Origin of the sequence: Aureimonas glaciei (genome assembly GCF_014643375.1) — a bacterium.
GTDB classification, from domain to species: Bacteria; Pseudomonadota; Alphaproteobacteria; order Rhizobiales; family Rhizobiaceae; genus Plantimonas; species Plantimonas glaciei.
In genome coordinates, this window is the sequence record NZ_BMJJ01000020.1 from 1 (window position 1) to 12,434 (window position 12,434).

10 protein-coding genes and 1 pseudogene are annotated in these 12,434 nt (G+C 64.6%); 2 read left to right on the plus strand and 9 right to left on the minus strand.

The features are described 5' to 3' along the window. Positions 1-96: 96 nt before the first annotated feature. A pseudogene (locus IEX88_RS25425) lies at positions 97-420 on the minus strand (EamA family transporter); the annotation flags it as partial. Between the two features lie 139 nt (positions 421-559). On the opposite strand from IEX88_RS25425, the gene IEX88_RS25430 reads away from it, so the two are divergent. Then, positions 560-1,369 (plus strand): ArsR/SmtB family transcription factor, encoded by an 810-nt coding sequence (locus IEX88_RS25430; RefSeq protein ID WP_188855289.1) that lies wholly within the window; start codon positions 560-562, stop codon positions 1,367-1,369. Between the two features lie 172 nt (positions 1,370-1,541). Here the strand turns inward: IEX88_RS25430 and IEX88_RS25435 are convergent, their stop codons facing one another. From IEX88_RS25435 to IEX88_RS25465, 7 genes are all read right to left on the minus strand, one after another. Next, entirely contained in the window at positions 1,542-1,931 is a 390-nt protein-coding gene (locus tag IEX88_RS25435) for a hypothetical protein (RefSeq protein ID WP_188855290.1), read from the minus strand. Between the two features lie 88 nt (positions 1,932-2,019). Continuing rightward, a complete protein-coding gene (locus IEX88_RS25440; RefSeq protein WP_188855291.1) occupies positions 2,020-3,384 on the minus strand; it encodes a hypothetical protein in 1,365 nt (454 codons plus the stop codon). Continuing rightward, positions 3,381-3,800 (minus strand): hypothetical protein, encoded by a 420-nt coding sequence (locus tag IEX88_RS25445; protein ID WP_188855292.1) that lies wholly within the window; start codon positions 3,798-3,800, stop codon positions 3,381-3,383. The genes IEX88_RS25440 and IEX88_RS25445 overlap by 4 nt, the downstream gene beginning before the upstream one ends. A 783-nt stretch (positions 3,801-4,583) precedes the next feature. Continuing rightward, a complete protein-coding gene (locus IEX88_RS25450; protein WP_188855293.1) occupies positions 4,584-4,916 on the minus strand; it encodes a DUF6634 family protein in 333 nt (110 codons plus the stop codon). A gap of 112 nt (positions 4,917-5,028) precedes the next feature. Continuing rightward, on the minus strand, positions 5,029-7,389 hold the full coding sequence (locus tag IEX88_RS25455) for an AAA family ATPase (RefSeq protein WP_188855294.1): 2,361 nt from the start codon (positions 7,387-7,389) through the stop codon (positions 5,029-5,031). Continuing rightward, on the minus strand, positions 7,389-7,829 hold the full coding sequence (locus IEX88_RS25460; protein ID WP_188855295.1) for a hypothetical protein: 441 nt from the start codon (positions 7,827-7,829) through the stop codon (positions 7,389-7,391). The genes IEX88_RS25455 and IEX88_RS25460 overlap by 1 nt, the downstream gene beginning before the upstream one ends. Positions 7,830-7,945: 116 nt before the next feature. Then, positions 7,946-8,947 carry a hypothetical protein gene (locus IEX88_RS25465; RefSeq protein WP_188855296.1) on the minus strand — a complete coding sequence of 334 codons (1,002 nt, stop codon included), beginning with the start codon at positions 8,945-8,947 and terminating at the stop codon, positions 7,946-7,948. 800 nt (positions 8,948-9,747) lie between these two features. Between IEX88_RS25465 and IEX88_RS25470 the strand changes: the two genes are divergently transcribed. Beyond that, positions 9,748-10,425, plus strand: coding sequence for a response regulator (locus IEX88_RS25470; protein WP_188855297.1), 678 nt, complete (start codon positions 9,748-9,750; stop codon positions 10,423-10,425). Between the two features lie 50 nt (positions 10,426-10,475). Here the strand turns inward: IEX88_RS25470 and IEX88_RS25475 are convergent, their stop codons facing one another. Further along, complete coding sequence (locus tag IEX88_RS25475; protein WP_188855298.1) at positions 10,476-11,810, minus strand: sensor histidine kinase; 1,335 nt, start codon at positions 11,808-11,810, stop codon at positions 10,476-10,478. Positions 11,811-12,434: the final 624 nt, after the last annotated feature.

The following is a 12,434-nucleotide window of genomic DNA, read 5'->3' on the forward strand; positions in this document are numbered from 1 at the left end:
CACAGGAAAGGGCCCGATCGGGCCCTTTCCTGTGTCGTGCCCTCTCGGACGCGTGGCCTGGTTTTACTCCGCCACACTGGCCTGGAATTGCTCCGCCGTTGACAAATTGAGGATGACGGCAAGCCCGGCATCCACGTGCTGCTCGCCCCAGGCGACGAGCGTGAAGGGCAGGACCGAGTTGAGGCAGGCCTGGATCACGAAGCGCTGGGTATTGCGCCTGTCCGTCGGCAGGCGGAGGCCGCGCAGGCGCAGGATGACGAGGAGCAGCCCGCCGGCGATCAGCGTGCGCGCCGCGATCAGCGTGATCGGCGGAATGGTGGACACGCCGATCTTGATGAAGCTGTAGGAGGCGCCCCAGAGGGTGGCGAGGGCGAGCAGCATCAGCAGGCTGACGGCAAGGCGCGGGGGATGGTCTGGCATTTTCCGGTCTTTCGGGTCTTTCGGGTCGTGAGGAGGCGTCGGTGCCGCGGACGCTAGCCGGGCCTGCCTGCAATATGCTTCGGTCTTCGCCGAAGCGTCGGCTCCTGACAAGCCGCGCGCCGGCGCCTATCCTCCCGGCATGATCGACCTCCCGACGGGCAACACGATAGCCGAGACCGCCTTCCTAATGGGCGACCCCGCCCGCGCCAACATGCTGGCGGCGCTGGTGGGGGGCGCGGCGCTGACGGCCGGGGAGCTGGCTGCCCATGCCGGCGTCATACCGCAGACCGCGAGCGGTCACCGAGCGCGGCTGACGGATGGGCGCCTTGTGGCCGTCGAACGGCAAGGGCGCCACCGCTATTTCCGCCTGGCGTCGTCCGAGGTGGCGCGGGCGCTGGACGGGTTGATGGCGCTGTCGGGCGGTGCGGCCCGGCCACCGTCGCGTCCCCGTGGCCCGCGCGATGCGGCGATGCGGCTGGCGCGGTCCTGCTACGATCATCTCGCCGGCCGTCTCGGCGTCGCCATCGCCGATGCGCTCGTGCGCCGCGGCCTTGTCCATTTCGACGACGGCATCGGCCTCGTGTCGGACGAGGGCCGCCGCTTCCTCGCCGATCTCGGCATCGACAGCGACGCGCTCGCCGGAGCCGAGCGCCCGCTCTGCCGGATCTGCCTCGACTGGAGCGAGCGCCGCCTGCATCTTTCGGGAAAGCTCGGCGCCGCCCTCCTCGACCGCAAGCTCGAGCTCGGCTGGCTCGCGCGCGTGCCGAAGAGCCGGACGCTGCGGATCAGCGGGGCCGGCGAGCGTGGCTTTGCCGAGACGTTCCGGTGCGAGCCGGTCTGGCGAGTAGTGGCGCCGCAGCCGCCCTTGGCTTTCGCCTTTGCCGAGCCTGGAAATCATTTCTGCTTTTCCGCCGAAGCCGAGCCGCAGGAAGCGCTTCGGTCTGGATGACCGTTTCAATAGCAAACGCCGTTTGCTGTAGTAATGGCCGCCAACCGCCCCTTCGGCACCTCGACGCTAAGATGACCGCGATCGCGTTGCACCGAAATCAGCGTTGGACGACCCGGAGGCCAGGTAGGCTTCGCAACCCTCGTCGCCGCAGAGCCAAGGCGACCGACCGACGTCACGATTGCTTATCGCCCTCGGGGTCCGCTCGCAGGTGTGGCTTTGCCTGGAAGGTCCAGCCGTCCTCGTAACGGTCGATGAGATCGCTGACCCGGCGGTCGGCGCCTTGCGGGTCGAAGCCGAGCTCGACCAACCGCCGGACGATCCCACGGTGCATACGAGAAAGCCCGTCCTGGTCAGCTTTTTCGATCATTTGGGTGATTGCCCAGTGAAGAGCCACACGGGCAGCATCATCTCGCGACGGGATCCGCTTTAGCCTTTGGTCGGCGCGATAGGCTCGCTGGTACTCGGCTTGGCGGTCGTTGCGAGCCGACCGAACGATGGGGGATTCACGGCTGGCCTTGGAACCTCGCGCGGGCTTCGGTGGCTTTGGCGGTGTGTCGGTCATCGACAGGTCTCTTAGATCGGTCATTGTGATGAAGGGCGATGGGCCCCGCCGTCCGAAGACGGCGGGGCCAGTAGTGAGAGCAACCGGATCAGCTTGCGCCGTTCGGTCCGGTGACCTCGCGCCCGGCCCGGCTCGTCTGATCCTGCGTCTCGGGGAGGAAGCTGACGACGTTCGAGCGATCGGCCCGGAGCTTGCGGAGCCTGGCCATCGCCGACGGGGCCGAGCTGTTCGCCGAGGCGACCGTCACCGCCTTCGCGTCTTCCGGCTCGGACCCACCGCCCGGCGCATCGCTCGCGGCAGCGATCGCCTGCGGCTCTTGGGCAACCACGACCTCCTCTTCGATCCCACCCTCGACGGGTTCGCCCTCAGCGACCTCGACCTCGTTCTTCGACGGTACGGCGGCGCCGTCGATCGCGAAGGCGAGCAGCGGCGTGACCTTGTCCGTCATCCAGCTCTTCAGCAGAACCTTGTCGGGCCAACCGTCGGGTGCCGCCATGGTGTAGAGCATGCCGAGGAGCTTGGCCCAGGTCGGGTCCTCGACCTTCACGTGCCGCATGGCGACGCCGCCGACCAGCGACTTCGGGTCGATGTCGCAGAGGATCTCGGTCAGCTCGCGGTGCGCGAGCCTGGCGATCGGCACCAGTTCGCCCGCCAGCTTGCCCTTCTCCAGCTTCTTCGCCTCGAGCGCAGCGGCGAACGTCTGCCGGATCGCCTTCAGCCCCTCGATCACGCTCTTCTGCTGGCGCGCGAGCTTGGCGAGCCCGAAGAGCCGCATGCCCTTGGCACCGCCCTGCCGGGCCGATCCGTCGGCTCCCGCCTCTCCGGGCTCTTTCGAGGCGTCGACGAGGGCCTTGACCTCGAAGACCTTGAGACGCTTGCCCTCGGCGAAGGACGAGATCACCGCGTCGATCGTCTCCTCGTTAGCCGGCAGCAGCTTGATGAGGACCGTCGGCGTCACCTTGTGCGCGATGATCTCGGCCCTGCGGTGGCCCATTTTGGCGAAGACCGCCTTCCAGTTCCTGGCGGTCTTGACCTCGTAGTCGGCGTTGGCCTTGACGAGGTCCTCCCAGTCCTTCGGATCTTCGACGTCGAGGGCCAGGCCGTGGAACTCCTCGCCCATGTCGAGCATGTTCTCGGTCGTCTTGCGTCCGAGGACGTCGAGCCTCTGGAAGCGCTGCTCGACGCGCTCGCGCGTCTCGGGCGGCAACATCGACTTGTCGAAGATGCGCCGCTTCTCCGGCCTCAGTGTCTTCTCCTTCTTCTCGACGGGCGCCTTCCTGCCGCGGGCAGCCTTCGTTGCCGTCGGGCCCTTCGTCACCTTCGGATTCGCGCGCCGCTCCTTCTTCTCTGCGGGCACGGCGCCCGCGTCGGGCACGTCGGGCAGCGCAAGCGCGGCCTCCTGCGGCGTGATGTCGGCGTCGTTCGGCTCGGGCGGGGTCATGTCTTCGCTCATGTCAGTCTCCTATGCTGCGTTGCCTGAATGGCCGCAACCCATTGAACATACTGCATAAATTGGTCGCAGTCAAAGTCACCGAAATCCACATCAAAGTAAACAGCGCCACATAGACTGTTAAACTGGCTGTATTCAGATGGTTGTATTTGGGTCGAAGATAGTAAAATGAACTTTCTTGCTTGTTGCGAACTTTTTTCGACGGCGGGTAAGCTTGTGCCTGATTGTCGATTGCTCGAGCGCCGATGCATGTCATCTGCTTGCGTCGACCAAAACGGGACCCATGGCCCGCCTGCGCCTTCAGCAGAGAGGCTCCATCCGCCTTCTGCGGCGAACGCGATGTAAACGACAAGTATCGCTGGCCTGTCGCCTGGAAGCAGCTTTGGAGTCGTTTTGAAGCCCTCGCTGACGGCGGCCATGCCCAGCTTCTCGACGTATCGACCTGCACCAGCGACAACGGCGTATGCCGCTGAATCGGACCGCCTGAGCTTCGCAACGCCGTGACAGAGCATTGCAACGGATGAACGTAGCCTCGACACGACGATCCGGATGTTCGCAACGCTTGCACAGAGCTTCGCAACGAAGATGCGCAACTTGACTCAATTCATCTCAGGTCAACTCGAAGTGCGCGCACTTTGAGACAGCGTAACCGCGGCTGCCGAGACGGGGCGGGCCTACGGGCAGCGTCGCCGATCGGTCCGATGAATCGCGTGTCCAGACATTCGCAACGCGGGCTTCGAGCTTCGCAACGGCAAACTGCAGGTTTGCAACGGCGGCTCGGAGATCTGCAACGCTTATGCGCAACTTGACCTGACTTGAGGTGCGTTGCCGGGAACTCGCTACAGGTCACGAGCACATCGATCAGCATCGAGGTCGCGCAGCGCAGTGGTGCCAAGGACGATCGTGACGCGATCACGCGAGGAAGGGGGCAAGCCGATGGGAGAAGATCGAGGCGGGAACAGCGTCGACACTATGTTCCAGATACGAAGAAGCCGCCGAGAGTTTCCTCCGGCGGCCCACGTCCCCTTCCGAGGATTTCGGCTTCCTCTTGCCAACTCGCCAGTACATCCGTGGTCGGACGGCAGTTTGGAAGCCTGTTGCGCGACAGCCCGGACATGCCGGACGCGCTGCACATGATCAAGATGGGTACCGGTCCGGCCTTGTGCAAGCCTATCGGCAAGAGAGTGTCGCAATATTGGCGACTACCGCTCGGCGTCCGTCGCCGGACGGCCGAGGCGGTAGAAGCGGCTGAGGGTACGGGCATAGCTGTGATGGGGGGCGAACACGAAGAGCTGCGACGTCACCGTCCTGGCGCCAGTGCGCAGTTTGGGGTGGTTGTAGACTTCGCCCGTGAGGCAGGGCTGCATGCGCATGCCGAGCGACCAGTGTTCGAGGATCGGAGCATCAGCCAGATCTTTCGCGGTCGGGTGCGGTCCCTCATTGATACGGGCAATGTCGCGCTGGAGCTGGGTCAGAAGGTGCAACTCCTGATCCATGTGAAGAGCGGTGCCGTTTGGCAGGATGATGATGCTCATCGGCAATGTTCCTTTGATCGTTTGACAGGTGTCCACATCGGGACGGACCGAGTGGTGATGGTCGGCGGCAACGTGCGTGCGGTGGCGTGCATCCGCGCACAGGGCGACGTGTTCAGACCGGCGGCTCTGGCTGATCCGGCGCGACGGACTGCTTCGGGTCGGTAGCTTCTTCCGCGAACACGGCGGCGATCTCGGCTGCGTTCATGCTGCCTGCGTCGGCCAGAGCGTCGGCCAGTCGCAGCAGGCAGGCCCGGTCCGCTTCGATCGTGCGAGTCGCCAGAGCCAGCGCGGTCTCCAGCCGGGCATGGACGGAGTCGCGCAGCGGGTCGTCACGCAAGAGCAGGAGTTCTGCCCCATCCATCGAGCGATGCAGCAGTGGCGTCGAGCTGCCAAAGCCGAGCTCGATCTCCATCGACAAAGCGAGACGCGTGGCATTGGCAAGATCGCTCGTCGGCGAGCCGCCGGATCCGCTCGTGGTGTCACCGAAGACGAGCGTCTCGGCCGCGCGCCCGGCGAGGAAGACCGCGATCAGGGCGCTCACCCAACTTTCCGACTGCACGACGTCGACGTCGAGCAAAGATTCGGCATAGCCGCCACTCGCCGCCTCGATCGACAGACCGACCTCGGTGCCGACCTTCAGCGCGCGACGTACCAGCGCGTGGCCCGCTTCATGAATGGCCATACGGTAGCGCAGGTCACGCGGGCGGACCGGGCGTCCGAAGGCCAGCCGCGCGGCGAGATCGGGATGGGTCAGGTTGCGACCGTCGCGGCGGGCCTTGGCGCGGGCCTCTCGGACCAGCCGCTCAACATCAGCGCCACTCAGGCCTGCCGCTTGCCGGGCAAGGCGTGTCAAGACTGCCTCGACCTCGTCCTGGCGGTGCGGCATCGGTAATGCGGTTTGGGTCGGCGCCGTGACCGTCGCGACCACCGCGGCGAGGTCGGGGCCGAGGTGATGGGCAAGGATGCCAGTCAGCGCCTCGCGGTCCGGCATCGGAATGGCGATCTGTCGCTCCCAGCGACCCGAGCGCTTTAGCGCCTCGTCCATCGCCTCCGGCCGGTTCGTGGCGCCCACGATGATGACCCCTTCCGCCCTGGCCGCACCGTCCATCAGCTCCAGCATCTTGTTGACGAGGGCATTCCAGTAGTCGGCAAAGTCGCGGTCCTGAGACTGGCGTTTGCCGATGCCGTCGCACTCATCGACGAAGAGGATCGAGGGTGCGTTGGCCCGCGCCTCCTCGAAGGCGGCGCTCATGCGGGTGATGACACTGCCGAGGTAGCCGGCCTCCAGCCAAGTGGAGACCGATGAGACGTGCAGTGGCAGGTGGAGGCTGTTGCAGAGCGCCCGGGCGAAGGTGGTCTTGCCGGTGCCGGGTGGTCCCGACAGAAGCAGGCGCGAGCTGAGTTGGTCCCAGGCGATCGATCTTGTGCGCCATAGATCGAGATCGGCCTTGAGGTCGAGGGCCCAGCCCTTTGCGTCGCCATAGCCGGCAAGGGTCTCGACGCTGAGGCGATAGGGATCGGTCGAGGCATCCGGCAGGATCACGTCGGAGCCGCTGGCCGAGGCCGCACCGCATTTGCGCTTGTCGGACTGGGCCTTGTCGGAGCGCCCTTTCTCCTTCCGTCCCTTGCCCATGGTGGACAGGCCCGCTGATCGGCGATCCCAGTCGCGGTCACCCTGTGACGCAGTTTGGCTGCCGGACCGGGTTTCCGCGCCACCATCGCCGTCGCCACTTTCTGCGGTTGCCGCCAGGTGGGTCAGTGTCTCGATCATCCGGCCGATCGGCACGCCGGACCGGATCGCTACCGATAGATCGTCGACCGAGAGGCGGGCTGGATCGAACGATGCCCTCGTGAGTGCCGCATGGATATGGGCCGGATCGTCTGCCGTGATCCGTGTCGCCGTCCCTGCGATAACGTCGACGTCGAGGGCGCCGGCATCCAGCACCTGGTCGGCAGCCAGCGACAGCAGTGCGGGGATGGCCATCTTCTCGGCAATGACAAGCAGCGGATAGCCGGCACGGGTGACGTTGGCGATGCGCGTGCGCAAGGCGCTGTCGGACTCGCCCTCGGGGTCATCACCGTCGGGCTCGCAGAGCATCGTCACGATGCGGAAGCGAATGTCGAGGTCGTCGGCAAAGCGCACGTGGCCACCCGGCCTGACATAGCCGACGTCGAGCGTCTGCGTGCGGCCGGGCAGGATCGATCCTTCTTCCAAGAGGCGCAGGGTCGACGCCGCAAAGCCCGAGACCTCGGCGCGCAGCACGACCACCGAGCCCGGCCGATCGAAGTAAGCGGCGAGATCGCCAGTCGCCATGCCGCTCTGCTGCAAGGCCTTCTCGACGAGAAGCAGCGTTGCGACGCTCTCGGCCACCGGGTGCTCGCCGATGGCGTAGTGGATCGCGAGCGCCGACGCACCTGATCCGGCGTCCAACTGGCGCTTGCTCAGTTTGCCGTTCTGCTTGGTCGCCGCCATCAGAAGGCTCCCTTGCGCGAGCATTCGGGGCCGGTCTCGAGGAGGCCCTTGCCGAGCAGCCAGTCGAGGACGAGACGGCAGGTCGGGTCCCCGGCATCGGCATGGCGGCGCAGGGTGTCGACGAGGACGGTGGGGTAGCTGTGAAGTGGGCGGCCGTCATCCCGAGTTGCCGCAGCTTCGAGGTAGCGCTCGTGCTGGCGGACGGTCCAGAGGGAAAGGCCGACCAGCATGGCAGGGTCGTGCGCATCCGGCTGCTCGGCGGGGTTTGCCGGCGGCGTCGCGGTGATGGCAGCGGCCGAGTCGACGGGCTGGACTGCCTGGGTGGCCCCGAAGGCGTCGACGGCCGACGGGGCGACGGTGTCCGTCAGCGTCCGGCGCAGCGGCAACGGCTGCGGCTGGATCTGTGGCGGGCGGTTGTCGGGTGTGTGGGGCTGGGGCATGGCTATGGCTTTCCCTTGCGCCGCGCCAGCATTCAGCGGCGGCGGCGAGGTTGAATCTGAGAGTGAGGAGAGGCTGCGGCTCGGGATCGATCGGCGATCAGGAGCCACGGGCAGGATCAGGCGTCGAGGCGCGCTCTGGCGAAGCCGACGCGGATGGTGCGCGGTATGTGCGGGGCCGCAGACCGGAAATTATTTCTGATCCGGCCGTAGGCACTGTCGGCGCTCGGCGAGTTGGGCCACGACGGGGATGTGTCATCGTCGCCCACGTCGGTCGCGACAGGCGTCCCCGGGGAGCCGTCCATCGGCAAGAGGGCCGCGGTGCAGCTCAGCCGCATCCGCGCGGCCGGGCCGGCATACAAGCGGGCCAGCCGACGCGCTTCTGCCGACAGCAGCGTGCGGATCTTTACGCCGAAGCGGCGGCGCAACTCGGCCATCGTCTCGGCGGCGCCGTCGACCTCGATGAGGTCGTCGATCTCGTCCATCGCCCAGATGCCGTTCTCATGGTCGCCGGGCGCGCTCGCGCCGTCGAGAATGGCGATGCCGACCGTGTCGACCATCAGCCGCTTTTGCTCCTTGTAGAGCCAGTCCGGCAGGATCAGCGACGTCGCCAGCATCTTGGTCTTCAGCTCGGCCAGACGATGGGTGTCGAGGTAGGAGGCGATCGAGCGCTTCACGTCGAGGATGGTGGCACTGTGATAGCGGCGGTTCACCAGGACGAGGTCGGGGGTGTACGTAACCCGGGTCCGGGCGTCGGCGTCGAAGCTCAGTCCCCTCAGCGTGCCGCCGCGATTGAGAGCGATCGCCTCCAGCGCGGCCGGGGTCACCGGCAGCCGCAGCGATTGCCAGAGGACGACGAGGTCGGGATTGCGCTGGCCGATGGCGATGATCGCCTGCTCCAGCAGCTTGCCCTCGTGGGCCGAGACCGAGCGGATCAGGGCGGCGAGGCCGATGTAGTCCCCGAGGATCGCATCGGGGGTCGGCGTGCTGGCGGTGATAGCCGCGACGGCCTTGTCGATCAGCGCCGCGAGATCGGCCTCGATGTCGCCGAACGCGATGCGGCAGGAATAGCGGGCACGCTCGGCCACAGCCGAGGCGGCACCCTTCGAAGAAAGACGCATGGAAAAGTCCCTTGGATAAGGGAGATGATCGGCGGGTGCCGCAGCCGGGCACGTCGGCGCCGGTGAGGGCGTCGGACGGACAGGCTATGGCGACAAGTCGGGGCGGAGTGCCACAGCCTGTGTCAGCGTCGTGTAATCATCTCGCATGGATGCGGAAGAACGAAGAGGCCGGAGCGCCTAAGTGCAGGCGGCCGTCTGCATGCGCGTTATGGCGCCCTGCAATTCCCGCGGGCACAGCGGCGCCGCGATCGTCGTTTCCAAATCTTCCCTCGAAGGGACGAAGCAGTTATGGCTCGTCATAGCCCAAGACCTCTCAATCAGGTTGCGGGTCAGGCCCTCGTTCGGTGTGCAACCACCAGCGGGGGCCGTCTCGTGTCGGCTCGGGGTAATCCGAGCCCTAGACAATACCTGAGCCCTTCAGCCACCGATCGCAAGGCGTCGGCGAAACGCGGCGCCGGCATGGTTAACGCAAGGGAGGGCGTCCCATTCGTCGTCGGACGCGCCGGCACGATCGGCGCAAAAGCTCCGAATGACCCTCATGCCTCCAGGGTCGAGCAGTCAGCCTGGCGCCCTCGCGTTGTCGTCAACCGAAATCCAAAGAGGCTCGATCGGCGAAATATTCATGACGATCACCACGCACGCCCGCTCGTTCATCGGCGGTTGTCGGACGCCGGCTTACCACCCGGTCGAAAACTTCACGCCCGCCCCCGCATCCGAAAGCCTTGAACTACCGTCATACTTTACATAAGGTGAGTTTTGTACGAGCGATAAATAAGGCCATATTGTGACGGGATCGTGTCATGACGCCTACCTCAATCGCATTCATCGATGATCATCCGATCCTGCGTGAAGGATTGGTCAGCATATTCTCAAATTATCAGAACTACGCCGTCGTTGGCAGTGGTGCATCGGCCGCCGACGCCTTGACGATCGCCGCCGAAGAGCACCCAGACGTCTTGCTCATCGATCTGCAGATGCCAGGGAACGTCTTGGATGCCATCGCCAGGATACGTCTGCAGTCACCGTCCACAATCATCATGGCGTTTACCGCGTCTGACCGTATTGATCACGCCATCAACACGCTCGAGGCCGGCGCCCACGGCTACGTGTTGAAGGGCAGTACCGCTGGTGAACTCACGGCTGCCATCAACAGCGCGATGCAAGGCGAGACATTCGTGACGCCTAGTCTGGCGAGCAAAATGATCACCGCCCTTCGCCTGCCGACCGCGCGCGATGGCGGCAGCCCGCATTTGAGCGTCCGCGAAGACCAGATTATCAAGCTACTGCTGACGGGCTGCACCAACAAGGCGATCGCCGCTCGGCTTAGCATCAGCGAGAAAACCGTCAAGCATTACATGACATTACTGATGCAGAAGCTCAATGCTCGCAATCGGCTGGAGGTTGTTCTAGCGGCCCAGAAGCTCGCCGGCGCGAGCAGCGGCCGTGACTGGCGACGCACGGACGATACGATGAACTGACGCGACCCATTCTGCCAAGTTGGCAGAAGTTCAATGGGAACCTTGCGCGATCAAAGCGCGGGTGCGAGGTCCGGCGGGAGCCGCGCGATGAGCGTCGTCCCCTTGCCGGGAACGCGTCGGATTTCGAGCGTCCCATTGAAGGCGGCAACGCGGTTCCTTACGCCCTGGAGGCCAATACCCGGGTTCTGTCCGTCTCTGGCCTCGGTCGGTCTCGCTTGCCCGGCGTCGTCTATCCGAATGACAACCGTTCCATGATCCAGGCTTGCAGCAACTTTCTGGCCCCGGCCGCCAGCGTGTCGGACGATGTTTCGAAGTGCTTCCTGCACCACCCGGTACATGCACGCTTTGAGCTCGTGCGAGATTCCGACCGATAACTCCGCGATATTCCTCTCTACCGTGGTCCCCGTATTCTGTTCGTGACGCGTGACAGCGAGGCGCACCGCGTCGCCGGCGGTCAGGTCGCGCAATTCCGGCAACACCAGGCCGCTGGCGATGCAGCGGAGCTCGTGGGTGGCTTCTCGCAACAACTGCATTGCCATCGGCGGATCTGCGGCATTTAGGGCTGCGAGCGTCAGGAGTTGGACTGGCCCGTCATGCAAATCGGCGCCCACACGGCTGAGCAGCTCTTCATTGGCCCGAGCCGCATGTCGGCGCAGCTTGTCAGCCTCGATGCTTAGCACCAGGTTCTGCCGGGCCAGTTTGACGCTTCTGCGGTGATTGACCCGCATCACGCGCCGTTGAACGGCGATGTATCTGTCCGCCTTGAGGATGATGAAGAAGAGCGGCGTTACGGCAGCAATGCCGAGAACGACGCGAATTGCCCAGTTGCCAGCAATGGCCACAAAGACCGGGTCGCGGATGGCATCGAGATCCTGATAGAACTCGCCGACGGCAATGACGTGGCCGCCGGGATCGCGGATCGGAATGTATGTCTCGAGGATAGCGGAATAATGATGTGCGCTGTCACCCTGATGTTCCGTATCGTCATCGAAATTTCGGACCGTTTCGCCGTTGACGGCCCGCCGAACGCTCTCTGAATCAAATCGCCGACCGATCTGGCTCTGGTCGCTCGCATAGGCGATCGTGCCGTCGGGGAGCCAGATCTTGATCTGCTGGATCTGCGTCCTCAATCCGGTGTCGGCGATTGACGTTTCCAGCTGGAACTGTTCGTCCGGGAGAAGCCGACGAGAAGTTTTTAGTGACTGAACATGGGGGGAGATAATGCCCTCCATGTAAATGGAGGCAACTCGGGTGGTATTGTCGACCAGAGTGGCCGTAATCAGTCGCGACTGCAGCACGCCGCCCACAGAGAGAAAGAGGATCAGCAGCAGCGTCACGACAAGCAGAAACTGCTTGGCCGGCCCAAAGCGACGCCACCGGGTCATCAACCGCGAGAGCCCCGTCCGGTACGACCAACGCCCGGCTCCCCGCCCATCCCTAGTCGCCTGATGGCTCCGGTCGGAATCTGCTAGAGTGTCTCGGAACAACTGCCCTTACCCCATGCCGAAAATCCGGAAAAAGTCTCATCAGACGTTCGCAGCGACGAATGTGCATGTGCGGCAATCTGCCACTTGCTGAGTGAGCATATCAGCCTACATCTGCCCCGCTTCGTCAACATTATATCTGGATTGCGCCTAAGAGCGGTGCAATCGTTCAAACGAGCGCAGTTGCAATCTGTAGTATTTGGTTTTCGATCTCCGGCAACTGAAGATTGTCTATTGGCATTCTATTGGCGCCCTGCTCGGCTGCATTGTCCTCGATCTGACGGGGCGGGTTGCTGTCAATCCAATGGGCGAGAACGGACGACGCCCCTCCTGACGCTGCGGATATCGTGAAGGACGACGGGGGGCCGAGCCCCACTTTCCTGTCTGGCGTCTTGGCTATCCCCGATCCCGATGCGCGCTTTTTCATGGGCACGGTCGACGGGACGAACGCCGCCACCGAAAGATGCTCGGAGGCCATGAGCTAGGCGATGCCGAGGCCTCTGGGCTGCGCCCGATCGCGCAAGT